Source organism: Marvinbryantia formatexigens DSM 14469, assembly GCF_025148285.1.
Taxonomy (GTDB): Bacteria; Bacillota; Clostridia; order Lachnospirales; family Lachnospiraceae; genus Marvinbryantia; species Marvinbryantia formatexigens.
Window position 1 is genome coordinate 4,064,561 of record NZ_CP102268.1, and the last position, 25,673, is coordinate 4,090,233.

A 25,673-nucleotide genomic window follows, 5' to 3' on the forward strand; every position below is an offset into this window, starting at 1 on the left:
GCGGGATGGAAAGCGTGCCGCCGGACTGTTTTGTTGCTAAGCATCCGGAGGAAGCTGCCAGTGGCAGGTTCCGCAGGTTTTGTAAGGAGAGAGAAAATGCTGGAAAAACTTTTTAAGCTGAAGGAAAATAACACAAATGTAAAAACAGAAGTAATTGCCGGTATTACCACCTTCATGACGATGGCGTATATTCTGGCGGTAAACCCGAATATTCTTTCCGCAGCCGGAATGGACCGCGGCGCAGTATTTACGGCGACTGCGGCGGCATCCTTCCTGGGCACGCTTTTTATGTCGCTTTTTGCGAATTATCCGTTTGCACTGGCTCCGGGCATGGGGCTGAACGCCTACTTTGCCTACACGGTCGTACTGCAGATGGGCTATTCCTGGCAGGTGGCTCTGGCGGCGGTATTTATTGAAGGTATTATTTTTATTCTGCTGTCTCTGTGCAATGTGCGGGAAGCGATTTTCAATGCCATCCCGCTCAGCCTGAAGCATGCGGTCAGCGTCGGCATCGGGCTCTTCATCGCGTTTATCGGTCTGCAGAATGCCAAAATCGTGCTTGCAAACGGAAGCACGCTGGTAGGGCTGTTTTCCGTGGAAAGCTTCCAGAGCCTGAACGACGGTGCCGGTTCCTTTAATGATGTGGGAATCACGGTTCTGCTTGCCGTGATTGGCACGCTGATTACGGCGATTCTGGTAGTGAAAAAGGTGAAGGGAAATATTCTCTGGGGAATTCTGATTACCTGGCTGCTCGGTATCGTCTGCCAGCTCTGCGGTCTGTATGTTCCGAACGCGGAGATAGGTATGTACTCCCTGCTTCCGGATTTCTCCGGCGGTATTTCCGTGCCGTCCATCGCGCCGATTTTTGCAAAGTTTTCTTTCAGCGGCGTTCCGGTTCTGCAGATGATCGTGATTGTATTCGCCTTTTTGTTTGTCGATATGTTTGATACGCTGGGAACGCTGATCGGTGTGTCTACAAAAGCGGGAATGCTCGATAAGGATGGAAAGCTTCCGCATATTAAAGGCGCGCTGCTTGCGGATGCCTGCGCGACGACGGCGGGCGCCGTGATGGGTACCTCCACCGTTACCACATTTGTGGAGAGCGCCTCCGGTGTGGCAGAGGGCGGAAGAACCGGTCTCACCTCTGCGGTGACGGCGATCCTGTTTGCGCTTTCACTTTTGCTTTCCCCGATCTTCCTGGCGATTCCGTCCTTTGCGACGGCTCCTGCGCTGATTATCGTGGGCTTCTATATGCTCAGCAATGTCGGAAGCATTGATTTCTCCGATGCGGGAGAGGGTATCCCGGCATTTATCTGCATCGCGGCGATGCCGATGTTTTACAGCATCTCCGAGGGAATCGCAATGGGCGTGATTTCCTATGTTGTTATCAATGTGCTGAGCGGAAAAGCAAAGGAAAAGAAAATCAGCGTGGTCATGTATGTGCTCTGTGCGCTGTTTATCTTGAAATATCTGTTCATATAGAGTAACTGCCTGGCCGTGCGGCAAATCAGAAACAAATGTCAAAAAACTGATTGACAAAAGTATAGCGGATAGTTATAATATTCAAGTATGGATAGGAGGATGTCATGCTGATAGACTTAAACGAAGTGATAAAAAACGACGGAAGAGTGATGCAGACAGACGTCATGCCGGAAATGAAGCAGTTTGTTTCAAAAATGGGAGCATTTCCTATCGTTATGCAGCAGCCGGTTTCCCTGGAGATTCGGAACATGGGAGACAGAAAGCTGCAGATTACGGGGAGTACCGTGCTGACGGTGCGTATTCCCTGTGACCGGTGTCTGGAGGACGTCGATGTCACGCTGGAGCTGTCTTTTGAAAAAGAGGCAGATTTGAATAAGAGTGAGGCGGAGAGCCAGCAGACGCTGGAAAATTTTGTTTATGTAGAAGGGTACAGTCTGGATGTGGATAAACTTGTTTATTCCGAGCTGCTGGTGAATTGGCCGTCCAAAGTGCTTTGTAAAGAAGACTGCAAAGGAATTTGCAGTATCTGCGGAACCAATTTAAATCAGAATACCTGTAACTGCAGGAAAGAGGAAACAGACCTGCGGATGGCGAAAATCCAGGAGATTTTTAACAAATATAAGGAGGTGTGAACGATGTCTATCTGCCCGAAGAATAAATCTTCCAAAGGAAGAAGGGACAAAAGAAGAGCAAACTGGAAAATGACTGCTCCGAACCTTGTAAAGTGCAGCAAATGCGGTGAGCTGATGATGTCCCACAGAGTCTGCAAGAACTGCGGAACCTACAACAAAAAAGAGATTATCGCTCAGGATTAATCAGAGACAAAATGAGGCTTCCCACTTTTCGGGAGGCCTTTTTTCGCGCAAAATATATGTTGATTTTTAAAACGATGTCCTGTATGATAGTGAATAGAGATAAAGGAGATGATTGGATGGAGGAAAGTGTACGGGTAGTTGTCGATGCTATGGGCGGGGATTATGCTCCGGTGGAGCCGGTTCACGGAGCAGTGGAAGCTGTACTCGCTGATGAAAGCGTCCGGGTGATCCTCACCGGAAAGCGTGAGGTCATAGAAAAGGAGCTGGCAAAGTATACTTACCCGAAAGACCGGATAGAAATTGTCCATGCAGAAGAAGTGATTGAAACCGGAGAGCCGCCGGTAAATGCCATCCGCAGGAAAAAGGATTCCTCGATCGCGGTAGGTATGCGGCTGGTAAAGAAGGGGGAAGCGGATGCGTTCGTCTCCTCCGGCAGCACCGGGGCTGTGCTGGTTGGCGGACAGCTTCTTGTGGGCAGGATCCGTGGTGTGGAGCGGCCACCCCTGGCGCCGCTTATTCCTACCGAAAACGGCGTGGCGCTTCTGATTGACTGCGGTGCAAATGTGGATGCACGTCCATCCCATCTTGTCCAGTTTGCCAGAATGGGTTCCGTCTATATGAAAAATGTGTTAGGCATTGAAAATCCGCGCGTCGGCATTGTCAATATCGGTGTGGAGGAAGAAAAAGGGAATGCCCTGGTAAAAGAGACATATCCTTTATTAAAAGAGTGCCCGGATATCAATTTTGTCGGCAGTGTGGAGGCGCGGGATATCCCCGCCGGAGCATGTGACGTCGTTGTCTGTGAGGCGTTTGTCGGCAATGTGATCTTAAAGCTCTATGAGGGCGTGGGCGCGACGCTGATCAAAAAGATAAAGCAGGGACTGATGACAAGTCTGCGCTCTAAGATTGGCGCGATTCTGATAAAACCGGCGCTGAAGGAAACAGTAAAAACCTTCGATGCCACACAGTACGGAGGAGCCCCGATGCTCGGTCTGAACGGACTGGTGGTAAAAACACACGGAAGTGCGAAAAACGGCGAGATAAAAAATGCCATTATGCAGTGTGCACAATTCAAAAAACAGCACATCAGCGAAATTATGAGAGAGCTGTTTAGGGAAGAACAGAATAATCAGGAGGGATAATTATGGAATTAGAGAAATTGCAGAAAATTATTGCGGAAGTTATGAATGTGGATGCGGATGAGATTACCACGGATATGACCTTTGTGGATGACATCGGTGCGGATTCGCTGGATGTTTATCAGATTATTATGGGCATCGAAGAGGAATTTGATATTGAGATTCCGACAGAAGAAGCGGAAAAAATCGTTTCGGTAGGCGATGCGGTAGAAGCAATCAGAAATGCAGTGAATTAATGATTACTTATTTCGTGGGAGAGCGCCGGATAAAGCGCTCTCTTCGCATGTTAAGGAGTATGGAAGGATGTCAAGAGATATAAGCGAGCTGGAGCAGATGACGGGATACAGCTTTAAGGATAAGGAGCTGCTGGAAAATGCGCTCCGTCACAGCTCATATGCAAACGAACATAAAAAATATCACCTAAAGGATAACGAACGTCTGGAATTTCTCGGCGATGCGGTGCTGGAGCTGTCCAGCAGCGAATACCTGTACCGTCATTACCCGAAAATGAAGGAGGGCGAAATGACGAAGCTGCGGGCGAGCATCGTGTGCGAGCCGACGCTGGCACAGTGCGCGGCGGCGATCGAGCTTGGCTCTTTTCTGCGGCTGGGCAGAGGCGAGGAGCAGACGGGCGGACGCCACCGCGATTCCGTTGTCTCCGACGCGATGGAGGCGCTGATTGGCGCGATTTTTCTGGATGGTGGTTTTACTAGTGCGAAAGAATTCGTAAACAGATTTATTTTAAACGGGGTAGAGCATAAAAAACTCTTTTTTGATAGTAAAACTATCCTGCAGGAAATCGTGCAGAGCTCCTACAAGGGAGAGGCAATGTCCTATCATCTTCTGCGCGAGGAGGGACCGGAGCACGACAAGACCTTCGTGGTGCAGCTCTTTATCGGCGATAAGGGCTTTGAGGAAGGGCGCGGCAGGACGAAAAAGAGTGCCGAGCAGGAGGCGGCATACCGTACTATGATGATTTTGAAAGGACAACAGTAATTTATGTATTTAAAAAGCATCGAAGTGCAGGGGTTTAAGTCTTTTGCAAATAAGATGAAATTCCAGTTCCACAACGGGATTACCGGCATTGTGGGACCGAACGGCAGCGGAAAGAGCAACGTGGCGGACGCCGTCCGCTGGGTGCTTGGCGAGCAGAGCGCAAAACAGCTCCGCGGCGCCAACATGCAGGACGTCATTTTTTCCGGCACGGAGAACCGCAAGCCGCTGGGCTTTGCCTCGGTCGCCATCACGCTGGATAACAGTGACCACCAGCTTCCGACGGATTACTCGGAGGTGACGGTGACGCGCCGCCTTTACCGCTCCGGAGAGAGCGAATATCAGATTAACGGGACAAACTGCCGTCTGCGCGATATCCAGGAGCTTTTTTATGATACCGGTATCGGAAAAGAGGGCTATTCCATCATCGGACAGGGACAGATCGATAAAATCCTCAGCGGAAAGCCGGAGGAGCGCCGCGAGCTGTTTGACGAGGCGGCGGGAATCGTGAAGTTTAAGCGGCGCAAGCTTACCACGCAGAAAAAGCTGGAGGATGAGAATAATAATCTGACGCGCGTGCGTGATATCCTCTCGGAGATTACCCGGCAGCTTGGTCCGCTCCAGAAGCAGTCTGAGAAGGCGAAGATTTATCTGCAGCGCAAGGAAGAGCTGAAAACGCTGGATATCAACATGTTCCTGCTGGAGGACGGGCGCGTAAAGGCGCAGCTTGAGGAGGTCTGCCAGAAGATTTCCATATCGGACGGCGATATTGCCAGGGCGGGCGAACAGCTGGAGGCGGCAAAAAGCGAGTACGAGGCGGCGGAGCAGCGGATGGAAGGACTGAATACCGCCATCGCAGAAAAGCAGAACCAGATACATCAAAGTGAGATCGACCGCCAGCAGATGGAGGGGCAGATCGGGCTTCTGAAGGAGCAGATACGTTCGGCGCAGATGAACGATGAGCATTATGAAAAGCGCATGGCGGACCTGTCAGAGGAGCTTGCGGAGCGTGTCCTTCGGCAGAAGCAGGAGCAGGAGAAGCTGCAGGCGCTGCATCAGGAGGCGCAAGCGGCAAAAGCGCAGGAAAAGGAGCATGAGCAGCTTCTGGGGCAGCTTACCCGCGAGGTATCTGACCTGGAGACGGAGATTGCGCAGGGGCAGTCCGGGCTGATTTCGCTGATCAACCAGCGCAGCGTCACAAAGACAAACCTTTCGCGCTATGACACCATGCTGGAACAGATTCAGATACGGAAGGCAGAGCTGACGGGACGTCTCCTGACGGCAAAGGGAGAGGAGGAGAGCCTCTCCGGAAAGCGAAAAGAGCTGCAGGAGGAATATGATAAGACCGTTGCAGCGATTGAGAAAATGGTCGCCGATAACAGCGTGATCGAGCAGGATATCCAGAAGCTTCAGGAGGCGCTGACGCAGAAAAACCGTTTCCTGGAGGAGGCGAAGACGGCATACCACCGCGAAGCGTCACGGCTGGAATCGCTGCGCAATATCACGGAGCGCTACGACGGCTACGGCGTCAGTATCCGCAAGGTCATGGAGCAGAAGGCTGTGCAGCCCGGTCTGCACGGCGTGGTAGCGGATTTAATAAGGACACAGAAAAAATATGAGACCGCCATTGAGACGGCGCTTGGCGGAAGCATCCAGAATATCGTCACGGATAATGAGGAGACGGCAAAGAGCATGATTGCCTTCCTGAAGAAGAACCGTTACGGGCGTGCCACTTTTCTTCCGCTGACAGCCATCCGCAGGCGCGGCGGTCTGGCGAAGGAGCAGGCGCTCTATGAGCCGGGAGCGGTCGGCGTCGCCAGCACGCTCGCCGAGGCGGACGAGATTTATGAAAATCTGGTGGAATACCTGCTGGGACAGACGCTGGTGGTGGATACGATTGACAACGCGATTGCCATTGCCAGAAAATACCGGCACAGCCTGCGTATCGTCACGCTGGAGGGCGACCTGCTCAGTCCGGGCGGCTCAATGTCCGGCGGAGCCTTCAAAAATTCCAGCAATCTGCTGGGAAGAAGGCGCGAGACGGAGGAGCTGGAAAAGAGCGTTGCCAAAAAAAACGCCGAAGTTTTGCAGACACAGAAGGATATCGAGGCGCTGCGGGAAAAAAGGCAGCAGCAGCGCCAGGAGCTGATGACGCGCACGGAAAAGCTGCAGCAGCAGTATCTGCTTCAGAATACCGCCCGCCTGAAGCTGGAGGAAATCGATGGTCAGACGAAAAAGAACCAGAGCGGCAACGAGCAGCTTGGACGCGAGGCGGCGGAGCTGGAGGAGCAGATAGCGGATATCGGCGTACAGAAAAGCGCGCTGACGGAGGAGCTGGAGAAATCGCAGGCGCATGAGAAGGAGCTGGAGGAGCAGGTCGCCGGCCGGAGGGCAGAGCTGGAAGAGAAACGCCGTCTGCAGGAAAAGCAGAGCCAGGTGACGGCGGCGGCGCGCACGAGAACGGCGGAGCTTGCGCAGCAGGAGACATTTGCCGCCGATACGGCGGCGCGCCTGGAGAGCGAGCGGCAGAGCCTTATAAAGGAGCAGGAGCAGATTTGCGCAGACAGGCAGGGCTTCGGGGACGAGACGGCGCAGAAGACGGCGCAGATCGCCCGCATAGAGGAGGAGCTGGAGCAGACGGCACTTTCCGGACAAGAGCAGCAGGAGCAGCTTGATGCGCTCATGCAGGAGCGGCAGGAGGTATCCGCGGCGCATAAGGGCTTTTTTGAAAAGCGTGAGGCGCTTTCCGGACAGATGAGCAGTCTGGACAAGGAGAGATACCGCCTGGAGAGCCAGAAGGAGCGGCTGGAGGATTACCGCGAGCGGCAGATCAACTATATGTGGGAGGAATATAATCTGACGGCGAGCGAAGCGGCGGCTTTTGAGGATAAGGAGCACGAAAATCCGGCGAAGCTTAAGAAGCGCATTGCGGAGCTGAAGGGAGAAATCAAAGCGCTTGGTCCCGTCAATGTAAACGCCATCGAGGAATACCGCGAGACGGCAGAGCGCCATAAATTCCTTACGGAGCAGCACGACGACCTGGTAAAGGCGGGGGAGGCTCTGAAGGATATTATCAAAGAGCTTGACAGCGGGATGCGGAAACAGTTTGCGGAAAAATTTGCCATCATGCAGAAGGAATTCGCCAAATCCTTTAAGGAACTGTTCGGCGGCGGGCACGGAACGCTGGAGCTGGTGGAGGACGAGGATATTCTGGAGGCGGGCATCCGCATTATCGCGCAGCCGCCCGGCAAGAAGCTGCAGAACATGATGCAGATGTCCGGCGGAGAAAAGGCGCTCACGGCGATCGCATTGCTTTTTGCCATCCAGAACATGAAGCCGTCGCCTTTCTGTCTGCTGGATGAGATCGAGGCGGCGCTGGATGAAAATAACGTGGCGCGCTACGCAAACTATCTGAAAAAGTTGACAAAGAATACACAATTTATTATTATTACTCATAGAAGGGGAACAATGGCGGCAGCAGACCGCCTCTACGGAATCACCATGCAGGAGAAGGGAGTTTCCACGCAGGTCTCCGTAAATATGGTAGAAGAGGAACTCGATAAATAGGATGCAGGGCATTTAAGTCCTTGAGAGGAGGAGCTTTATGGAAGAAAAAAAGGGTTTTTTCAGAAGACTGGCAGAGGGGCTTTCCAAGACGAGAGATAATATCGTATCCGGTATTGACAGCATTTTCAGCGGTTTTTCCAGTATCGACGAGGATTTTTATGAGGAAATCGAAGAGACGCTGATCATGGGCGACCTGGGCATCAATGCGACGACTGCGATTATTGAGGACCTGAAGAAAAAGGTGAAGGAAAACCACATCAAGGAGCCGTCGGAGTGCAAGCGCTATCTCATCGAGAGCATCCGCCAGCAGATGGAGGTTACAGAGACCGCCTACGAATTTGAGAACCGCACCTCGGTGGTGCTTGTTATCGGCGTAAACGGCGTCGGCAAGACGACAAGCGTCGGAAAGCTTGCCGGAAAGCTGAAGGACCAGGGGAAGAAGGTCGTGCTTGCGGCAGCGGACACCTTCCGCGCTGCCGCCGGGGAACAGCTCTCCGAGTGGGCAAACCGCGCCGGTGTGGAGATTATTTCCGGGCAGGAGGGCAGCGACCCGGCTTCCGTGGTCTATGACGCGGTAGCGGCGGCGAAGGCGCGCCATGCGGACGTGCTGCTCTGCGATACGGCGGGCAGGCTTCACAATAAAAAGAATCTGATGAATGAGCTGGGAAAGATTAACCGCATTCTCGAAAAGGAATATCCGGAGGCTTACCGGGAGACGCTGGTCGTCCTGGACGGAACCACCGGACAGAACGCGCTTGTGCAGGCGCGTGAGTTTGCCGAGGTTACTAATATTACCGGCATCATTCTGACAAAGCTGGACGGAACGGCGAAGGGCGGTATCGCCATCGCCATCCATTCGGAGCTCGGCATCCCGGTGAAGTATATCGGTGTGGGCGAGAGCATTGAGGACCTTCAGAAGTTTAATGCGGAGGAATTTGTAAACGCGCTGTTTCTGACAGACGATAAAGAATAAAGGGGAAGAAGTATGCTGACATTAGAGAAGTTTGAAGAAGCGTCGGAGGTAGTAAAAAGAGTCACACAGGAGACAAAGCTGGTGTACAGCAAGTATTTCAGCGACCAGACGGGCAACCGTATTTATTTAAAGCCGGAGAATATGCAGATTACCGGCGCATATAAGATTCGCGGCGCTTATTACAGTATTTCGGTGCTGCCCGAAGAGGATCAGAAAAAGGGTCTGATTACGGCGTCGGCGGGCAACCACGCGCAGGGCGTCGCCTATGCGGCGAAGGAGCTGGGCGTAAAGGCGGTGGTCGTGATGCCGGTGACAACACCGCTCATGAAGGTAAACCGCACGAAGAGCTACGGCGCAGAGGTGATTCTGCACGGGGAGGTCTACGATGAGGCGTGTGAGTACGCTTATCAGCTTGCCGAGGAAAAGGGCTATACCTTTATCCATCCGTTTGACGACCTTGCCGTTGCCACCGGACAGGGCACGATTGCGATGGAGATCGTCAAGGAGCTGCCGCTGGTAGATTATATTCTGGTGCCGGTGGGCGGCGGCGGTCTGGCGACCGGCGTCTCCACGCTTGCCAAAATGCTGAACCCGAATATCAAGGTAATCGGAGTGGAGCCGGCGGGGGCAAACTGCCTGCAGGCATCGCTGGAGGCGGGCGAGGTAGTAACGCTTCCGGATATCAATACCATCGCGGACGGCACGGCGGTAAAGCGCCCCGGCGAGAAAATTTTCCCGTATCTGCAGAAAAATCTGGACGGCATCATCACGATCCAGGATGACGAGCTGATCGTCGCTTTCCTCGATATGGTGGAAAATCACAAGATGATCGTCGAAAATTCCGGACTGCTCACGGTGGCGGCACTCAAACACATGAATGCAAAGAACAAAAAGATTGTTGCCATTTTAAGCGGCGGAAACATGGACGTCATCACCATGTCCTCGGTCGTGCAGTTCGGACTGATCCAGCGGGACCGCATTTTTACGGTATCCGTGCTGCTTCCGGATACGCCGGGCGAGCTGGTGCGCGTCTCCACGGTAGTCGCAAAGCTGCAGGGTAATGTCATCAAGCTGGACCATAACCAGTTTGTCAGCACCAACCGCAGCAAGGCGGTGGAGCTGAAAATCACGATGGAGACTTTTGGAACCGAGCACAAAAACCAGATCGTGCAGGCACTGGAGGAAAACGGCTTCAAGCCGCGCGTCATCCGCACAAGTCTGTAGCAGATTTGCGAAGCGGATTTCAAAGGGATCTGCAAAAGTGCTGTGAACGGAAAAAAACAGCAGCGTAAAATTTCTGTATGCGGTGTCAAGAAAAAATACTTGACACCGTTTCCTTTTTGTATTATGATAGCGAAGGTGATGACAGATGGAACGGATTGTAGAGCAGACATTGCTGTTTGATTTTTACGGTGAGCTTCTGACAGAGCATCAGCGGAATGTTTATGAGGATGTGATTCTCAATGACTGCTCCTGTGCGGAGGCGGCGGAGCAGTACCATATCAGCCGGCAGGGCGTGCACGATTTAATCAGACGGTGCAACAGGACGCTGGAGGATTACGAGGCAAAGCTGCATCTGGTGGAGAAGTTTCTGTCTATCCGCAAAAAGGCTGAACAGATTCATGCGCTCGCAGAGGGGCATGAGGAGATAAGGAAAATTGCAGGCGAGATTTTAGAGGAGTTGTGAAGATGGCATTTGAAAGCCTTTCCGATAAATTACAGAATGTGTTTAAGAACCTGCGCAGCAAGGGGCGTCTGACAGAGGCGGATGTAAAAGCCGCTCTGAAGGAGGTCAAGATGGCGCTGCTGGAGGCGGACGTCAGCTTCAAGGTGGTAAAACAGTTTATGAAGTCCGTGCAGGAGCGCGCTGTCGGTGCGGATGTCATGACAGGCTTAAATCCCGGACAGATGGTGATTAAGATCGTCAACGAGGAGCTGGTCGCGCTGATGGGCTCCGAGACCACGGAAATCGCGCTGCGTCCGGCGGGAGAGATAACCGTCATCATGATGGTCGGTCTGCAGGGCGCGGGCAAGACGACGACGACGGCAAAGCTTGCCGGAAAGCTGAAGTCAAAAGGGCGGGTGCCGCTGCTGGCGGCATGTGATGTTTACCGTCCGGCGGCGATACAGCAGCTTCAGATAAACGGAGAAAAGCAGGGCATCGAGGTCTTCTCGATGGGCGATAAGCAGAGCCCGGTAAACATCGCCAGAGCGGCGGTGGAGCACGCGAAGAGCCGCAACATGAATGTGGTGATTCTGGATACGGCGGGGCGTCTTCACGTCGATGAAGAAATGATGGACGAGCTGGTGCAGATTAAGGAAGCGGTGCATGTCGACCAGACGATTCTGGTGGTCGATGCCATGACCGGTCAGGACGCGGTCAATGTTTCCGAAATGTTCAACGAGAAAATCGGTATCGACGGCGTTATCCTGACAAAGCTGGACGGCGATTCCCGCGGCGGCGCGGCGCTTTCCATCCGTGCGACCTGCGGCAAGCCGATTCTGTATGTCGGCATGGGCGAAAAGCTGTCCGACCTGGAGCAGTTTTATCCGGACCGCATGGCTTCCCGTATTCTCGGCATGGGCGATGTCATGAGCCTCATTGAAAAAGCGCAGGCCACCCTCGATGAAAACAAGGCGAAGGAGCTTGAGCAGAAGATTAAAAAGGCGAAATTCGGCTTTGACGATTATCTGGAAAGCATGAACCAGATGAAAAACATGGGCGGTCTGTCCGGTATTCTTTCCATGATGCCCGGAATGGGCGGAAGCAAGATGAAAAATCTGGAGGGAATGATTGATGAGAAGGCGCTTGCGCGCAACGAAGCGATTATCCTGTCCATGACGCCGGAGGAGAGAGCGAATCCGGATATCTTAAATCCTTCGCGCAAAAAACGCATTGCCGCCGGATGCGGCGTCGATATTGCGGAGGTAAACCGGCTGGTAAAGCAGTTTGAGCAGACCAGAAAGATGATGAAGCAGATTCCCGGAATGACGGGAGGCAGAGGTGGTAAAAGAGGAAAATTTAAATTTCCCTTTTAAATAAACAATGATTGCATCCAAGGAGGTGAGTTGAAATGGCAGTAAAAATCAGATTAAGAAGAATGGGACAGAAGAAAGCTCCTTTCTATAGAATTGTAGTTGCAGATTCCAGAGCTCCGAGAGACGGAAGATGTATCGATGAAATTGGTACCTACAATCCGAACACTGACCCGAGTGAGTTTAAAATCGACGAAGAACTGGCTAAGAAATGGCTTGCAAATGGCGCACAGCCGACAGAGGTTGTAGGAAAGCTCTTCAAGCTGGCCGGTATCGAGAAGTAGAATAGGGGTGGCGGTAATGAAAGACTTAGTAGAAGTAATTGCCAAATCTCTGGTAGAACATCCGGAAGAGGTCGTAGTTACGGAGAAAGAAAGCGGCAAAACTACCGTGATTGAACTGAAAGTAGCCCAGTCTGATATGGGAAAAGTTATCGGCAAACAGGGCAAAATTGCAAAAGCAATCCGCGCCGTTGTAAAAGCTGCGGCGTCCAGAAGCGATAAAAAAGTGGTTGTTGATATTGTGTAATGCAAAAAAGAATCCCGCCCGCGGGGTTCTTTTTTAACAATACGGGAAAGATATGAAATGCAGGAAAGATATGGAGGAGATTTATGGAGCAGTATCTGCAGGTGGGCGTGGTTTCTTCCACCCACGGGATTCGCGGCGAGGTGAAGGTGTATCCGACGACAGACGACGCCGCCCGTTTTAAAAAGCTCAAAGAGGTTTTTGCGGAGACAAAGCACGGCAATGTGCCGCTTGCCATTGAGCAGGTGAAATTTTTCAAAAACATGGTGATTCTGAAATTTAAAGGAATCGACAATATTAATGATGTGGAAAAATACAGGGGCTGTCCGCTGCTTGTGACGCGGGAAAATGCGGTGAAGCTGGCGCCGGGAGAATATTTCCTGTGCGATTTAATCGGACTGTCCGTTTCAACCGATACCGGGGAGGAGCTGGGCACCCTCACGGAGGTCATCCGCACCGGCGCCAACGACGTCTACGTGGTAAAAACAAAAAATGAAAAAGAAGTCTTGATACCGAACACAAAAGAATGTATTATAGAGGTATCTCTGGAAAAAAATACAATGACGGTTCATCTGCTGGAGGGGCTGCTGTGAAATTTCATGTACTGACACTGTTTCCCGAAATGATTGAAAACGGACTGCACACAAGCATTACGGGCAGGGCAATCGAGAAGGGGATTCTTTCGCTGAACACCGTAAATATCCGTGATTTCGCGGGAAATAAGCATGGCAAGGTGGACGATTACCCGTATGGCGGCGGGGCAGGCATGGTAATGCAGGCGGAGCCGGTATACGGCGCATATAAATCCATAGAGGAGCAGGCGGGCAGAAAGCTGCGCACCATCTATCTCACGCCGCAGGGACAGACCTTTCATCAGAAGATGGCGGAGGAATTTTCACGCGAGGACGAGCTGGTCTTTCTGTGCGGACATTACGAGGGGATAGATGAGCGTGTCCTGCAGGAAATCGTCACGGATTTCGTATCCATCGGCGATTATGTGCTGACCGGCGGAGAGCTGCCTGCGATGGTTATGATTGACACTATCTCGCGTCTGGTGGAAGGGGTACTGAATAACGAAAGCTCCGCAGAGACGGAATCCTTCCAGGATTCCCTGCTGGAATATCCGCAGTACAGCAGACCGGAGGTATGGCGGGGCAGGGCTGTTCCGCCCGTACTGCTGTCCGGGCACCACGCGAATGTGGAAAAATGGCGAAGGGAGCAGTCGGTGCTGCGCACTGCCAGATGGCGACCGGATCTGCTGGAAAAGGCAGATCTCACCGAAAAAGAAAAAGCGATGGTGAAAGGAGAAGAAAACGATGTTTGAAGATTTGGGAAAGAAGCTTGGAGACCTTGCACAGAATGTCGGGGACCTCGCACAGGTAATGGTAAAAAAGACCGGAAAGCTGGCGGAGCTTGCAAGCCTGCATACGAAGGTGCTTGCCAAGAAGAAAAAAGCGGACGATGAATTCACCGCGCTCGGCAGGGCGTACTACGAGGCGCACAAGGACGCTGTCGGCGAGTTTGAGGACAGAATTATCGGCATCAACAATATTTACAATGAGATTGCCGCTCTGGAGGAGGAAATCAAAGCGCTGAAGGAGCAGCTGTCCGATGAGGATAAAAAATTTGCCGAGGAGATGGAGCAGGACACGGAGGACATCATCAACGAAGCAAAAAAAGCGGTCGCCGATGCAGCGGACGCAGTGAAGAGTGCGGCGGACGAAGCGCAGGCGGAAAAAGCACAGGAGACGGCGGAAGCGGCGGACGAAGCACAGGAGGCGGAGACGGCGGAAGCAGCGGACGAAGCACAGGAGGCGGAGACGGCAGAAGCGGCGGACGAAGCACAGGAAACGACGGACGCGGCGGAAGAAAAACCGGAAGCAGAAGAGAAAGCGGAGGCGGAAGAAGCCGGAGCTGGAGCGGACGAAGCGCCGGAGGCAGAAGCCGGCGGCACCGCTGAAGAAAAGGCAGAAGAATGATATTTGTGCTTGCTTTTTCTGCTGCGGCATGTTAGAATAGTCTACGTTGTGATAAAAGAGATGGTCCTCTGTTACGTATGTATTATGAACATCCAGAAGAATAAGGAGGCACACAATGCAGGAAATTATCAGAAACATCGAAGCAGCTCAGTTAAAGGCTGAGGTTCCGCAGTTTCATGTGGGAGACACCGTTCGCGTTTACGGTAAGATCAAAGAAGGAAACCGTGAGCGTATCCAGGTATTTGAAGGTACTGTTCTGAAGAAACAGGGCGGAAGCAGCCGCGAGACCTTCACGGTAAGAAAAAATTCCAACGGAGTTGGCGTGGAAAAGACATGGCCGTTACATTCCCCGAACGTGGAAAAGGTAGAGGTAGTAAGACGCGGTAAAGTAAGACGTGCAAAACTGAACTACCTGAGAAATCGTTCCGGTAAGAGTGCAAAGGTAAAAGAACTGGTGAAATAAAAAGCGGGAAGGGCTGTCTGATTCTGATGCGGACAGCCTTTTTTGTCACGCTTATGCGGGCGCGTCCGCAGAAGAGAAATGCGCGTGCGTGATTTTTTCGCGCGCAGATGTAAAGAGGAGGATGGCATGAAAAAAAAGGGCAGAGGAAGCAGAAAAAGGCAGAAGGAAAAAAGAACCCTGCGGCAGAAAATCAGCAGCGTGCTGCTCTGGATTTTTGAAATCGCTGTGGTCGTCCTGTTTGCATTTGTTCTTGTGTATTTTTTCGGGCAGACACGCACAAATGTCGGACAATCTATGGAGCTGACGCTTGCGGACGGGGACAGGGTCCTGCTGAATACGCTCTCTTACCGCATAGGAAGCCCTGAGAGAAACGATATTATTGCATTTAAGCCGAACGGAAGCTCCACCAGCCATACGCACATCAAGCGCGTTATCGGGCTTCCGGGCGAGACTATCCAGATTAAAGACGGCATGATTTATATAAACGGCACGGTCTATCTGGAGAAGACGGACTATCCGCTGATGAATAACAGCGGACTTGCCGACGAGCCGATTACTCTGGGAGTAAAGGAATATTTTGTGCTCGGCGATAACCGCAACGACAGCGAGGACAGCCGCTATGCGGACATCGGGCTGGTGAATTTTGATTATATCGAGGGAAAGGTGTGGTTTCGTATCTCGCCGTTTGATTCCTTCGGGCTGATAGACTGATGCCGGGGATGGAGGGTGCGCATGTCGCAGAAAATCCGGAGGCATCACAGACTGATAAATGATGACGATATTGTATTTTCAGAGAGGTTTTTATGAATTATCAATGGTATCCCGGTCATATGACGAAAGCGAAGCGTATGATGCAGGAGGACATAAAACTGATAGACGTGATTATCGAGCTGGTGGATGCGCGCATTCCACAGTCCAGCCGGAATCCGGACATCGATGAGCTTGGAAAAAACAGGGCGCGTGTGCTGCTGCTCAATAAAGCGGACCTGGCGGACGCCGCCGGATGCGAGGCGTGGATCGAGCACTTCCGGGCGAAGGGGTATTATGCAGTCGCCCTGGATTCCAGACGGAAAAACGGAATGAACGCGCTGGGCAGGGTTCTGCAGGAGGCGTGCCGTGAAAAGATAGAGCGCGACCGCAAACGCGGGATTTTAAACCGTCCGGTGCGGGCGATGGTCGCCGGAATCCCCAATGTTGGAAAATCTACCTTTATCAACACCTATGCCGGAAGGGCATGCGCGAAGACGGGCAACCGTCCGGGCGTCACAAAGGGAAAGCAGTGGATACGCCTCAACAAAAATGTGGAGCTGCTGGATACGCCTGGGATCCTCTGGCCGAAATTTGAGGACCAGACGGTCGGGCTGCGCCTGGCGCTGATTGGTTCCATCCGCGATGAGATTTTAAATACGGAGGAGTTGGCGCTGGAGCTGATTACTTTTCTGAAGACGCGCTATCCGGGGCTTCTGGCGCAGCGCTATGCCTGCGCGGAGGAAGGAACGCCGGTTGCCGTGCTGGATGAGATTGCCGTGGGCAGAGGCTGCATCCGCAAGGGAAGCGAGCCGGATTATGAAAAGGCATCGGCGCTGCTGCTGGACGATTTCCGCAGCGGAAAACTGGGGAGAATCACGCTGGAATTTCCGGACAATACTCCCGGAGAGCATGAGCAGACCGCCGGAGGTGAAGCGTAGGAGATGCAGAAGAAAATAGCAGAGATAAAAGCGGAGCTTGAAGCAGCCAGCCGGGAAGAGCTGTCAGGATGTCTGCAGAAATACGCGGCGGATGAAAGAGCCGGGGCGAAGGCGCTGGTGCAGCGCTTTCAGAAAAAGCTGGAAAAAGAGGCGCAGGAGGATGAGCGCCTCAGCAGAATGCTGCATTACGAGCGGCTTTATGAGAAGTACACGTATATCTGCGGCATAGACGAGGCGGGCAGAGGTCCTCTGGCGGGACCGGTGGTCGCCGGTGCGGTCATCCTGCCGAAGGGCTGTACCATCCGTTATCTGAATGATTCCAAGCAGCTCTCAGAGAAAATGCGTGAGCAGCTGTACGATGAAATCATGGAGCGGGCGGTGGCGGTCGGCGTCGGCATGGCGTCTCCGGCGCGGATCGATGAAATTAATATTCTGCAGGCGACCTATGAGGCGATGCGCGACGCAATCGGCGCTCTTTCGGTACGCCCTGATATTCTTTTGAACGATGCGGTGCGGATTCCGGGAACGGATATTGAGCAGGTGCCGATTGTGAAGGGCGATGCAAAGAGCCTGTCCATCGCCGCGGCAAGCGTGATTGCCAAGGTGACCAGGGACCGGCTGATGAAGGAATACGATGCGCTCATGCCGGAGTACGGCTTTGCCGCACATAAGGGCTACGGCTCTGCAGCACATATCGAGGCGCTGCGCCAGTATGGGCCCTCGCCGATTCACCGGGCAAGCTTTTTGAAAAACATATTATAAAAGCCCGGTCTCCATGCGGGAACGTTGTGGGAGGAATATTTTTGAATAAAAGAGCAATCGGAAGCGAATATGAGAAGCGCGCGGCAGCCTATCTGGAGCAGTGCGGTATGTGCATCCTGGAATACAATTACCGCATCCGCAGCGGGGAAATCGACCTGATTGCGCGGGACGGCAGGTATCTGGTGTTCGTGGAGGTGAAATACCGCGCAAACAGCCATCTGGGAACGCCGCTGGAGGCGGTGGATGCGCGCAAGCAGAAAACCATTGTCCGCACAGCGCAGTGTTACCTGCTGCAGCACGGATACAGCGCGGAAACGCCATGCCGTTTTGATGTAATCGGCATTGACGGAGAGCAGATCACGCACGTAAAGGATGCTTTCTGGGGTGGCTGACGGGAGAAACTGTTTTCTGACGGGAGGAACTGTCTAATGGAAGATACGGGAAAAATTGTCTGGAAGCGCAGCGGGCAGCAGCCTGTTCTGCGCACAAATGAAAAAGACGGCGTCGTGTGGCTGACGTATCCGTCGCTGGAGAAGCTGGACGGCATTGTACACGGCTTTTCCACACGGCTCGGCGGTGTGAGCACGGGACATCTGTCCTCCATGAATCTGAGCTTTTCCAGAGGTGACGACGAGGCGAATGTCCGGGAGAATTACCGGCGCATTGCCGCCGCTATCGGCTTTCCGGAGGAGAAGCTGGTGTTTTCCGACCAGACGCATACCACGAATGTGCGTGTCGTCACGGAAGCTGACTGCGGCAAGGGCATTTGCTTTCCGCGCGATTACACGGACGTGGACGGGCTGGTCACAAATGTGCCGCAGATTGTGCTTGCCACCTTCTATGCGGACTGCGTGCCGCTGTATTTTGCCGACCCGGTGAAGAGAGCGGTCGGTCTTTCCCATTCCGGCTGGCGCGGCACTGTGGGTAAAATCGGAAAAGTCACGGTACAGACCATGCAGGAAGCATTTGGCTGTCGTCCGGAGGATATCCGGGCGGCAATCGGACCTTCTATCTGTCAGGAATGCTACGAGGTGAGCGGAGATGTTATCGATGCCTTCCGGGAGGCGTTTGACGCCCGCTATTACGATGAACTGTACTATCGGAAAGAAAACGGAAAATACCAGTTAAATCTGTGGCGCGCAAATGAGATTATTCTGGAGGAGGCAGGCATTCTGCCGGAGCATATTTCCGTCACCGATATCTGTACCTGCTGCAACCCCAGGCTTTTGTTTTCCCACCGCGCCTCACACGGAAAGCGCGGAAATCTCGCCGCCTTTCTCGGACTGCGGCAGGAAAATCCATAGCCGGTATCTTTTTCTGAGCGGAATATTTACACGGCTTCCGAAGCTCTCATCTTTGCAAGAAGCTGATTGATTTTGTAGGTCGGGGAGATAATATGCTCGATGGAAACGTCATGATTCAGGGAATCGATGATGCTTGCCAGAAAGCCGGTCATGTCCGCCTCCTGATAATACGGTTTTGTAAACAGCTCCGGGTCACGGTAATTCAGATTCGTCGTTATAATCTTGTCCAGATAACCCTTTTGATAATATTCGTCGAACTTATCAAAGCCGTCCGTAAACAGTCCGAAGGTCGTGCAGACAAATACGCGCTTCGCGTTGCGGTCCTTGAGCTGCTTTGCCACATCCAGCATACTTTCGCCGGAGGAAATCATATCGTCCACGATGACCACATCCTTGCCGCTCACGGAATCGCCGAGAAATTCGTGCGCGACGATAGGATTCTTGCCGTTTACGATGGTAGAGTAGTCGCGGCGCTTGTAAAACATTCCCATATCGACGCCGAGAATCGTGGAAAAATAGACCGCACGGTTCATGGCGCCCTCATCCGGGCTGATAATCATCAGATGGTCGCTGTCGATTTTGAAATCCGGCGTGGAGAGCAGGATCGCTTTCAGAAACTGATAGGTCGGCATAAAGGTGTCAAAGCCGATCAGCGGCACGGCGTTCTGCACGCGCGGGTCGTGCGCGTCAAAGGTAAGAATGTTGCTGACGCCCATCGCCGCAAGCTCCTGCAGGGCGAGCGCGCAGTCGAGAGATTCTCTTCCGGAGCGCTTGTGCTGCCTGCCCTCATAGAGGAACGGCATAATGACGTTGATGCGCTTTGCTTTTCCGTCGCTGGCAGAAATGATGCGCTTTAAATCCTGGAAATGATTATCCGGCGACATATAATTGGTGTAGCCGCAGACCTTGTAGGTGAGGCTGCAGTTTGTGATGTCCGCCAGAATAAAAAGGTCGCTTCCGCGCACAGAGGTGTTTATGATACCTTTTCCTTCTCCGGTGCCGAAGCGCGGGCAGGCGCAGTCCACAAGAAAAGAATCCGCCGCATATTCCGCATAGGCGATGCTGTCGGCGGGCAGGGTGGGGTTGGTGTGCCTGTATTCTACGAGATGCTGGTTTACCTGCTGCGCAAAGTCGCGGCAGCCTTCCAATGCGGCTATTTTGAGCGGCGCAAGTGGGATAGAGTGACGCAATGGGTCAAACAAATCGGACATGAGGACCTCCATAATATGTACATTTTACAAAATATTTCTATGTCCAGTATATCCGTTCGGATGGCGCACGTCAAGAAATTTGTCGCTTAGGTTGCATTTTTGCGGCAAATTTAGTATGATAAGCAGCAAAGGAGTAAATTTCTGATGAAGAATAAGAAAAAGCATATCGTCAGCCGTGTGCTGGAGGGGAGCATCGCAGAGGAGCTGGAGATCTCCCCAGGAGACGAGCTGGTTTCCATTAACGGACAGCGGATACGCGATATCCTGGATTACCGGTATCTGTGCAACGAGGAGGAGTTACTCGTTCTGATACGGAAGCCGGACGGCGAAGAATGGGAGCTGGAGATTGAGAAGGAGTTTGAGGAGGACCTTGGGCTGGAGTTTGAAAACGATTTTATGGACGACTATCACTCCTGCCGCAACAGGTGCATCTTCTGTTTCATCGACCAGATGCCGCCGGGAATGCGAAAGACGCTGTATTTTAAGGATGACGATACCAGACTTTCTTTTTTGCAGGGAAATTATGTGACCCTGACGAATATCGGCGAAATGGATATGGAGCAGATACTCCGGTATCATCTGTCGCCGATTAATATTTCGTTCCAGACAATGAATCCGCAGCTTCGCTGTAAAATGCTGGGCAACCGCTTTGCGGGCGAGGCGCTGAAAAAGGTCGACCGTCTTGCGGAGGCGGGCATCGAAATGAACGGGCAGATCGTGCTCTGCAAGGGCGTCAACGACGGGGAGGAGCTGGAATACTCCATCCGTCAGCTTACGCGCTATCTGCCGTATCTGAGAAGCGTATCCGTGGTTCCGGTCGGACTGACGAGGTTCCGCGAGGGGCTGTATCCGCTGGAGCCGTTCACAAAAGAGGATGCGCGCGCGGTGCTTGGGACTATCCACCGCTGGCAGGAAAAGCTGTACAGAGAGCACGGCACGCATTTTATCCATGCCGGGGACGAGTGGTATCTGCTGGCGGAGGAGGAGCTGCCGCCGGAGGAGACCTACGACGGTTATCTGCAGCTTGAAAACGGCGTCGGGATGCTGCGGCTGTTTCAGGAGGAAACGACGCAGGCCATACAGGAGCGCACCGGCGATGCGCGCAGTCACAGTGTATCGCTTGTGACGGGACTGCTGGCGGCTCCGTATATCAGACGGGCGGCGGAGGCGCTGGTACAGAAATATCCGGGCGTATCCGTGCAGGTCTATCCGGTAAAAAATGAATTTTTCGGAGAGCGGATCACGGTATCGGGGCTTCTGACGGGACAGGATATTATCCGGGCGCTGCGGGATAAACCGCTCGGCGATGCGCTGCTGCTCCCGTGCAGTATGTTTAAGAGCGGCGAGACAGTATTTCTGGACGATATTACCTTAAAGGAACTTGAGGAGACTTTACAGACAAAAGCCTGTATTGTAAAATCAGGCGGAAAGGATTTTGTGCATGCCGTCCTTCTGGAGGAGCAGGACGAGGAAGGAAAAACGGCACAGCCATATGAGGTGAAAGACATTGAGTAAACCGATCGTAGCGATAGTAGGAAGACCGAATGTGGGAAAATCCACATTGTTTAACGCGCTGGCAGGCGAAAATATTTCCATCGTGAAGGATACGCCGGGCGTGACGCGGGACCGCATTTACGCGGATGTGGAATGGCTGAATTATCAGTTTACCCTTATTGACACCGGCGGAATCGAGCCGGACAGCAGCGATGTGATTCTCTCGCAGATGCGCGAGCAGGCGCAGATCGCCATTGACACGGCGGATGTGATTATTTTCATGGTGGACGTAAGGCAGGGGCTGATTGACGCGGACTCCAAGGTGGCGGATATGCTGCGCCGCAGCCGTAAGCCGGTGGTTCTCGCCGTAAACAAGGCGGACAACTATGAAAAATCCCTGCCGGATGTATACGAATTTTATAACCTCGGCATCGGCGACCCGCAGCCCATCTCCGCGGCGGGAAAGCAGGGGCTCGGCGATATGCTGGACGTGGTAGTCGGCTATTTTACGGAAAACGGGCAGGAGGAGAGGGAGGACGACCGTCCGCGCATCGCGGTGGTGGGAAAGCCGAATGTCGGCAAATCCTCCATCATCAATAAGCTGCTGGGCGAAAACCGCGTGATCGTCTCCGATATTGCCGGAACGACCAGGGACGCCATCGACACGGCGATTACCTGGGGCGGCAGAGAATATGTGTTTATCGATACCGCGGGACTGCGCCGGAAAAACAAAATCAAAGAGGAGCTGGAGCGCTACAGTATTATCCGCACGGTGACGGCGGTGGACCGCGCCGATGTGGTGGTAGTGGTGATCGATGCCGTCGAGGGTGTGACGGAGCAGGATGCAAAGATTGCCGGGATTGCGCATGACCGCGGCAAGGGAATCCTGGTCGTCGTAAACAAATGGGACGCTATCGAAAAAGACGATAAAACCGTTTACAAATACACGGAGAAAATCCGGGAGACGCTCTCCTTTATGCCGTATGCCGAGATTATGTTCGTGTCCGCCCAGACCGGACAGCGGCTTGCGAAGCTCTTTGACATGATCGATATGATCGTGCAGAATCAGTCGATGCGGATCGCGACCGGCGTGCTCAACGAAATCCTCTCGGAGGCGGTGGCGCTGCAGCAGCCGCCCTCTGATAAAGGAAAGCGCCTGAAGCTGTATTACATCACGCAGGTTTCCGTAAAGCCGCCAACTTTCGTTATTTTTGTCAATGACCGTGCGCTGATGCACTTTTCTTATACGCGCTATCTGGAAAATAAAATCCGGGATACCTTTGGATTCCGCGGAACTCCGCTGAAATTCATTATCCGGGAACGAAAGGAAAGAGAAAAATAATGTGGATTCGTATCATCTGCGTGGCTATCGGCTACGCGTTCGGACTGTTTCAGACAAGTTATATTATCGGCAGGCTTCACGGCATTGATATCCGTGAATACGGCAGCGGAAATGCCGGCACCACGAATATGCTGCGTACAATGGGGACAAAGGCGGGACTTCTGACCTTTTTCGGCGACTGCATAAAATGTGTGCTGGCGGTCGTGCTGGTGCGCATCTGCTTCGGAAAGGCGCACGCGGATATTCTGCCGCTGCTGGAGCTTTATGCTGCCGCCGGGGTCATCCTCGGACATAACTTTCCGTTTTATCTGCATTTCCGCGGAGGCAAGGGGATTGCGGCGACTGCAGGGCTGGTGCTCTCACTGCATCCGGTGATTGCGGTCTGCGGCATCATCACGTTTTTTACGGTATTTCTTCTGACGCATTACGTCTCCCTTGGGTCGCTTCTGGTCTATGTGGGACTGGTCATCGAGATTATCGTGCTGGGACAGACCGGGGCGTTCGGCATGGAGCAGCAGTATCTTGTGGAAATGTATATCGTGACGATTCTGCTGGCGGCGATGGCGTTCTGGAAGCACCGGGAAAACATAAAGCGGCTGCTTGCGGGAACGGAGCGGAAGACTTATTTATTTAAAAAGAATAAAAAAGAGTAACAGGAGGAGCTTTATATGGCAAAGATTGGTATTATCGGCGCGGGAAGCTGGGGAATCGCACTTTCTGTGCTGCTTCACAACAACGGACATGAGGTGAGCGTCTGGTCAGTTATTCCGGAAGAAATTGCGATGCTGAAGGAAAAGCGGGAGCATGAGACGAAGCTGCCCGGCGTCCATCTGTCGGAGGACATTCTTTTTACGGACGATCTGCAGGAAATTACGGCGGACAAAGAGGTGCTGATTATGGCGGTGCCGTCCCCGTATACGCGCAGCACCAGTAAAATGCTGAAGGGGCTGTTAAAAGAAGGACAGATCGTTGTGAATGTGGCGAAGGGCATTGAGGAGACGACGCTTGATACGCTGACGGATATTATCGAGGAGGAGCTTCCGGGCGTAAATGCGGCGGTGCTCTCCGGACCGAGCCACGCCGAGGAGGTGGGACGCGGCATCCCGACGACCTGTGTGGTGGGTGCGCACGATGCGCAGACAGCGAAGTATCTGCAGAATATCTTTATCAGTCCGGTGTTCCGCGTCTACACGAGTCCGGATATGCTGGGCATCGAGCTGGGCGGCGCGCTGAAAAACGTGATTGCCCTGGCGGCGGGCATTGCGGATGGGCTGGGCTACGGCGACAACACGAAGGCGGCGCTGATTACCAGAGGTATTGCGGAAATCTCGCGCCTGGGAACCGCGATGGGCGGCAGACCGGAAACCTTTTACGGACTTACCGGCATCGGCGACCTGATCGTGACCTGCGCCAGCGTGCACAGCCGCAACCGCAGGGCGGGCTATCTCATCGGGCAGGGACGCACGATGGAGGAAGCGATGGCGGAGGTAAAGATGATTGTGGAGGGCGTTTACTCTGCAAAAGCGGCGCTGACGCTCTCACAGAAATACAATATCGAAATGCCGATCGTAGAGCAGGTAAATAAAGTCCTGTTTGAGGGAAAACGCGCGGACGAGGCGGTAAACGAGCTGATGATGCGCGGACCAAAGAGCGAAAGCGGAGGACCTGTCTGGTAGAATGCAAAATATTGCTTGACGATTCTGTAAAATGGGTGTATATTTTTACTAACGTGCTTTAAACCGTTAAAGCGAAAGCGTAATTCAGCAGAAAAGAGGAGAATGAGCAATGAAAAAAGTAATTTCTAAGGTTCTTGCAGCCGGTATGGCAGTTTCTATGACAGCGGCGCTCGGCGTGGCAGTAAATGCGGAGGATACCACATATAATATCGGTATCTGCCAGCTTGTACAGCATCCTGCACTGGATGCGGCTACACAGGGCTTTAAGGATGCGCTCACAGAGAAGCTTGGCGACCAGGTTGTGATTGATGAGCAGAACGCGTCCGGCGATTCCGCAAACTGCGCGACGATCGTAAACCAGTTTGTATCCAACAATGTAGACCTTATCATGGCGAACGCAACGGCGTCCCTGCAGGCGGCTGCTGCGGCAACAGGAGATATCCCGATTCTCGGAACCTCCATCACCGTATACAATGTAGCGCTGGACATTCCGGATGAGGAGTGGACAGGCTCCACCGGCACAAATATTTCCGGTACCTCAGACCTTGCACCGCTCGATGAGCAGGCGGCAATGTTCACGGAGCTGCTTCCGGATGCAAAGACCGTCGGTCTTCTGTACTGCTCCGCAGAGCCGAACTCCGTATACCAGGTAGATACTGTAAAGGCGGCTCTGGAGGAAGCGGGCGTTACCTGCAACGTATACACCTTTGCGGATTCCAATGATATCGCGTCCATCACGACGACAGCGGCGGCAGAGTGCGATGCGCTCTATGTTCCGACAGATAACACGGCGGCTTCCAACACAGAGATCATCAACAATATCTGCGAGCCGGCAGGCGTTCCGATCATCGCGGGCGAGGAAGGTATCTGTGAGGGCTGTGGTATTGCAACTCTTTCCATCAGCTACTACGACATCGGCTACAAGACCGGTGAAATGGCTTATGAGATTCTGGTAAACGGCGCTGATGTCAGCACCATGCCGATTGAATTTGCTCCGCAGTTTGTAAAGAAATACGTTCCGGAAAGATGCGAAGCACTTGGCATCACAATTCCGGAAGGCTACGAAGCTATCGGAGCAGACGCTGAGGAAGAGACAGAAGCGGCGGAAGGTGAGACGGAAGCTGCAGAAGAAACAGAAGCGGCTGAAACAGAGGCTGTAGAAGAAACAGAAGCAGAAACAGAAGCATAAATACGAAATAGTAAGGCAGTAAATCATTACAGCGG

General features: G+C 53.0%; 28 protein-coding genes. 27 read left to right on the forward strand and 1 reads right to left on the reverse strand.

Annotated elements, in window-relative coordinates; translation table 11 throughout:
• Positions 1 to 96 precede the first annotated feature (96 nt).
• The 22 genes from NQ534_RS18975 to pgeF all read left to right on the forward strand — a co-directional run bounded on the left by NQ534_RS18975 (position 97) and on the right by pgeF (position 18,726).
• Positions 97 to 1,482: an NCS2 family permease gene (locus NQ534_RS18975; RefSeq protein WP_006861190.1), complete on the forward strand. Its 1,386-nt coding sequence runs from the start codon at positions 97 to 99 to the stop codon at positions 1,480 to 1,482.
• A 104-nt stretch (positions 1,483 to 1,586) separates the two neighbouring features.
• Complete coding sequence (locus tag NQ534_RS18980; protein ID WP_006861189.1) at positions 1,587 to 2,114, forward strand: YceD family protein; 528 nt, start codon at positions 1,587 to 1,589, stop codon at positions 2,112 to 2,114.
• 3 nt (positions 2,115 to 2,117) lie between these two features.
• A complete protein-coding gene (rpmF, locus tag NQ534_RS18985; protein ID WP_006861188.1) occupies positions 2,118 to 2,297 on the forward strand; it encodes a 50S ribosomal protein L32 in 180 nt (59 codons plus the stop codon).
• Positions 2,298 to 2,413: 116 nt separating this feature from the next.
• A complete protein-coding gene (plsX, locus tag NQ534_RS18990; RefSeq protein WP_040782497.1) occupies positions 2,414 to 3,439 on the forward strand; it encodes a phosphate acyltransferase PlsX in 1,026 nt (341 codons plus the stop codon).
• 2 nt (positions 3,440 to 3,441) lie between these two features.
• Entirely contained in the window at positions 3,442 to 3,672 is a 231-nt protein-coding gene (acpP, locus tag NQ534_RS18995; protein WP_006861186.1) for an acyl carrier protein, read from the forward strand.
• Between the two features lie 67 nt (positions 3,673 to 3,739).
• Positions 3,740 to 4,432, forward strand: a complete 693-nt coding sequence (rnc, locus tag NQ534_RS19000; RefSeq protein ID WP_006861185.1) for a ribonuclease III — start codon at positions 3,740 to 3,742, stop codon at positions 4,430 to 4,432.
• A gap of 3 nt (positions 4,433 to 4,435) precedes the next feature.
• Positions 4,436 to 7,996 carry a chromosome segregation protein SMC gene (gene smc / locus NQ534_RS19005; protein ID WP_074679803.1) on the forward strand — a complete coding sequence of 1,187 codons (3,561 nt, stop codon included), beginning with the start codon at positions 4,436 to 4,438 and terminating at the stop codon, positions 7,994 to 7,996.
• Positions 7,997 to 8,033: 37 nt separating this feature from the next.
• A complete protein-coding gene (ftsY, locus tag NQ534_RS19010; RefSeq protein WP_006861182.1) occupies positions 8,034 to 8,969 on the forward strand; it encodes a signal recognition particle-docking protein FtsY in 936 nt (311 codons plus the stop codon).
• 12 nt (positions 8,970 to 8,981) lie between these two features.
• Positions 8,982 to 10,193 (forward strand): threonine ammonia-lyase, encoded by a 1,212-nt coding sequence (gene ilvA, locus NQ534_RS19015; protein ID WP_006861181.1) that lies wholly within the window; start codon positions 8,982 to 8,984, stop codon positions 10,191 to 10,193.
• Positions 10,194 to 10,338: 145 nt separating this feature from the next.
• Positions 10,339 to 10,656 carry a YlxM family DNA-binding protein gene (gene ylxM / locus NQ534_RS19020; protein ID WP_006861180.1) on the forward strand — a complete coding sequence of 106 codons (318 nt, stop codon included), beginning with the start codon at positions 10,339 to 10,341 and terminating at the stop codon, positions 10,654 to 10,656.
• Between the two features lie 2 nt (positions 10,657 to 10,658).
• Complete coding sequence (gene ffh, locus NQ534_RS19025; RefSeq protein WP_040782495.1) at positions 10,659 to 12,008, forward strand: signal recognition particle protein; 1,350 nt, start codon at positions 10,659 to 10,661, stop codon at positions 12,006 to 12,008.
• Positions 12,009 to 12,043: 35 nt separating this feature from the next.
• Positions 12,044 to 12,289: a 30S ribosomal protein S16 gene (gene rpsP, locus NQ534_RS19030; RefSeq protein ID WP_006861178.1), complete on the forward strand. Its 246-nt coding sequence runs from the start codon at positions 12,044 to 12,046 to the stop codon at positions 12,287 to 12,289.
• A gap of 16 nt (positions 12,290 to 12,305) precedes the next feature.
• Entirely contained in the window at positions 12,306 to 12,533 is a 228-nt protein-coding gene (locus NQ534_RS19035; protein ID WP_006861177.1) for a KH domain-containing protein, read from the forward strand.
• A gap of 83 nt (positions 12,534 to 12,616) precedes the next feature.
• Positions 12,617 to 13,123, forward strand: a complete 507-nt coding sequence (gene rimM / locus NQ534_RS19040) for a ribosome maturation factor RimM (RefSeq protein WP_006861176.1) — start codon at positions 12,617 to 12,619, stop codon at positions 13,121 to 13,123.
• Complete coding sequence (gene trmD, locus NQ534_RS19045) at positions 13,120 to 13,854, forward strand: tRNA (guanosine(37)-N1)-methyltransferase TrmD (protein ID WP_006861175.1); 735 nt, start codon at positions 13,120 to 13,122, stop codon at positions 13,852 to 13,854. Before rimM ends, trmD begins: the two co-directional genes overlap by 4 nt.
• A complete protein-coding gene (locus NQ534_RS19050; RefSeq protein WP_006861174.1) occupies positions 13,847 to 14,509 on the forward strand; it encodes a hypothetical protein in 663 nt (220 codons plus the stop codon). The genes trmD and NQ534_RS19050 overlap by 8 nt, the downstream gene beginning before the upstream one ends.
• 115 nt (positions 14,510 to 14,624) lie before the next feature.
• Complete coding sequence (rplS, locus tag NQ534_RS19055; RefSeq protein ID WP_006861173.1) at positions 14,625 to 14,972, forward strand: 50S ribosomal protein L19; 348 nt, start codon at positions 14,625 to 14,627, stop codon at positions 14,970 to 14,972.
• A gap of 126 nt (positions 14,973 to 15,098) precedes the next feature.
• Entirely contained in the window at positions 15,099 to 15,683 is a 585-nt protein-coding gene (gene lepB, locus NQ534_RS19060; RefSeq protein ID WP_040782584.1) for a signal peptidase I, read from the forward strand.
• A gap of 92 nt (positions 15,684 to 15,775) precedes the next feature.
• The gene (gene ylqF / locus NQ534_RS19065) at positions 15,776 to 16,660 is read left to right on the forward strand and encodes a ribosome biogenesis GTPase YlqF (protein ID WP_006861171.1); all 885 of its coding nucleotides are present in this window, start codon (positions 15,776 to 15,778) and stop codon (positions 16,658 to 16,660) included.
• A gap of 3 nt (positions 16,661 to 16,663) precedes the next feature.
• Positions 16,664 to 17,422, forward strand: coding sequence for a ribonuclease HII (rnhB, locus tag NQ534_RS19070; protein WP_006861170.1), 759 nt, complete (start codon positions 16,664 to 16,666; stop codon positions 17,420 to 17,422).
• Positions 17,423 to 17,463: 41 nt separating this feature from the next.
• Entirely contained in the window at positions 17,464 to 17,814 is a 351-nt protein-coding gene (locus tag NQ534_RS19075) for a YraN family protein (protein WP_040782491.1), read from the forward strand.
• 36 nt (positions 17,815 to 17,850) lie between these two features.
• Positions 17,851 to 18,726, forward strand: coding sequence for a peptidoglycan editing factor PgeF (gene pgeF / locus NQ534_RS19080; RefSeq protein ID WP_006861168.1), 876 nt, complete (start codon positions 17,851 to 17,853; stop codon positions 18,724 to 18,726).
• Positions 18,727 to 18,752: 26 nt separating this feature from the next.
• Here the strand turns inward: pgeF and prs are convergent, their stop codons facing one another.
• Entirely contained in the window at positions 18,753 to 19,937 is a 1,185-nt protein-coding gene (gene prs, locus NQ534_RS19085) for a ribose-phosphate pyrophosphokinase (RefSeq protein WP_040782490.1), read from the reverse strand.
• A gap of 144 nt (positions 19,938 to 20,081) precedes the next feature.
• On the opposite strand from prs, the gene NQ534_RS19090 reads away from it, so the two are divergent.
• The 5 genes from NQ534_RS19090 (at position 20,082) to NQ534_RS19110 (ending at position 25,638) form a co-directional block, all read left to right on the forward strand.
• Complete coding sequence (locus tag NQ534_RS19090; RefSeq protein ID WP_006861165.1) at positions 20,082 to 21,452, forward strand: DUF512 domain-containing protein; 1,371 nt, start codon at positions 20,082 to 20,084, stop codon at positions 21,450 to 21,452.
• Entirely contained in the window at positions 21,445 to 22,773 is a 1,329-nt protein-coding gene (der, locus tag NQ534_RS19095) for a ribosome biogenesis GTPase Der (RefSeq protein WP_006861164.1), read from the forward strand. The genes NQ534_RS19090 and der overlap by 8 nt, the downstream gene beginning before the upstream one ends.
• A complete protein-coding gene (gene plsY, locus NQ534_RS19100; protein ID WP_006861163.1) occupies positions 22,773 to 23,426 on the forward strand; it encodes a glycerol-3-phosphate 1-O-acyltransferase PlsY in 654 nt (217 codons plus the stop codon). The genes der and plsY overlap by 1 nt, the downstream gene beginning before the upstream one ends.
• A 15-nt stretch (positions 23,427 to 23,441) precedes the next feature.
• Positions 23,442 to 24,449, forward strand: coding sequence for an NAD(P)H-dependent glycerol-3-phosphate dehydrogenase (locus NQ534_RS19105; RefSeq protein WP_006861162.1), 1,008 nt, complete (start codon positions 23,442 to 23,444; stop codon positions 24,447 to 24,449).
• A 109-nt stretch (positions 24,450 to 24,558) separates the two neighbouring features.
• The gene (locus NQ534_RS19110) at positions 24,559 to 25,638 is read left to right on the forward strand and encodes an ABC transporter substrate-binding protein (protein ID WP_006861161.1); all 1,080 of its coding nucleotides are present in this window, start codon (positions 24,559 to 24,561) and stop codon (positions 25,636 to 25,638) included.
• Positions 25,639 to 25,673: the final 35 nt, after the last annotated feature.

Excerpts from the sequence above, each read along its gene's own strand:
- NQ534_RS19090 (WP_006861165.1), top strand. The coding sequence starts at position 20,082 with ATGAAGAATAAGAAAAAGCATATCGTCAGCCGTGTGCTGGAGGGGAGC.
- ftsY (WP_006861182.1), top strand. The coding sequence starts at position 8,034 with ATGGAAGAAAAAAAGGGTTTTTTCAGAAGACTGGCAGAGGGGCTTTCC.
- NQ534_RS18975 (WP_006861190.1), top strand. The coding sequence starts at position 97 with ATGCTGGAAAAACTTTTTAAGCTGAAGGAAAATAACACAAATGTAAAA.
- smc (WP_074679803.1), top strand. The coding sequence starts at position 4,436 with ATGTATTTAAAAAGCATCGAAGTGCAGGGGTTTAAGTCTTTTGCAAAT.
- ffh (WP_040782495.1), top strand. The coding sequence starts at position 10,659 with ATGGCATTTGAAAGCCTTTCCGATAAATTACAGAATGTGTTTAAGAAC.
- rimM (WP_006861176.1), top strand. The coding sequence starts at position 12,617 with ATGGAGCAGTATCTGCAGGTGGGCGTGGTTTCTTCCACCCACGGGATT.
- rpmF (WP_006861188.1), top strand. The coding sequence starts at position 2,118 with ATGTCTATCTGCCCGAAGAATAAATCTTCCAAAGGAAGAAGGGACAAA.
- rnc (WP_006861185.1), top strand. The coding sequence starts at position 3,740 with ATGTCAAGAGATATAAGCGAGCTGGAGCAGATGACGGGATACAGCTTT.
- ilvA (WP_006861181.1), top strand. The coding sequence starts at position 8,982 with ATGCTGACATTAGAGAAGTTTGAAGAAGCGTCGGAGGTAGTAAAAAGA.
- plsX (WP_040782497.1), top strand. The coding sequence starts at position 2,414 with ATGGAGGAAAGTGTACGGGTAGTTGTCGATGCTATGGGCGGGGATTAT.
- NQ534_RS19035 (WP_006861177.1), top strand. The coding sequence starts at position 12,306 with ATGAAAGACTTAGTAGAAGTAATTGCCAAATCTCTGGTAGAACATCCG.
- NQ534_RS19050 (WP_006861174.1), top strand. The coding sequence starts at position 13,847 with ATGTTTGAAGATTTGGGAAAGAAGCTTGGAGACCTTGCACAGAATGTC.
- lepB (WP_040782584.1), top strand. The coding sequence starts at position 15,099 with ATGAAAAAAAAGGGCAGAGGAAGCAGAAAAAGGCAGAAGGAAAAAAGA.
- pgeF (WP_006861168.1), top strand. The coding sequence starts at position 17,851 with ATGGAAGATACGGGAAAAATTGTCTGGAAGCGCAGCGGGCAGCAGCCT.
- NQ534_RS19105 (WP_006861162.1), top strand. The coding sequence starts at position 23,442 with ATGGCAAAGATTGGTATTATCGGCGCGGGAAGCTGGGGAATCGCACTT.
- ylqF (WP_006861171.1), top strand. The coding sequence starts at position 15,776 with ATGAATTATCAATGGTATCCCGGTCATATGACGAAAGCGAAGCGTATG.
- rplS (WP_006861173.1), top strand. The coding sequence starts at position 14,625 with ATGCAGGAAATTATCAGAAACATCGAAGCAGCTCAGTTAAAGGCTGAG.
- ylxM (WP_006861180.1), top strand. The coding sequence starts at position 10,339 with ATGGAACGGATTGTAGAGCAGACATTGCTGTTTGATTTTTACGGTGAG.
- prs (WP_040782490.1), bottom strand. The coding sequence starts at position 19,937 with ATGTCCGATTTGTTTGACCCATTGCGTCACTCTATCCCACTTGCGCCG.
- rnhB (WP_006861170.1), top strand. The coding sequence starts at position 16,664 with ATGCAGAAGAAAATAGCAGAGATAAAAGCGGAGCTTGAAGCAGCCAGC.
- rpsP (WP_006861178.1), top strand. The coding sequence starts at position 12,044 with ATGGCAGTAAAAATCAGATTAAGAAGAATGGGACAGAAGAAAGCTCCT.
- NQ534_RS19110 (WP_006861161.1), top strand. The coding sequence starts at position 24,559 with ATGAAAAAAGTAATTTCTAAGGTTCTTGCAGCCGGTATGGCAGTTTCT.
- NQ534_RS18980 (WP_006861189.1), top strand. The coding sequence starts at position 1,587 with ATGCTGATAGACTTAAACGAAGTGATAAAAAACGACGGAAGAGTGATG.
- plsY (WP_006861163.1), top strand. The coding sequence starts at position 22,773 with ATGTGGATTCGTATCATCTGCGTGGCTATCGGCTACGCGTTCGGACTG.
- acpP (WP_006861186.1), top strand. The coding sequence starts at position 3,442 with ATGGAATTAGAGAAATTGCAGAAAATTATTGCGGAAGTTATGAATGTG.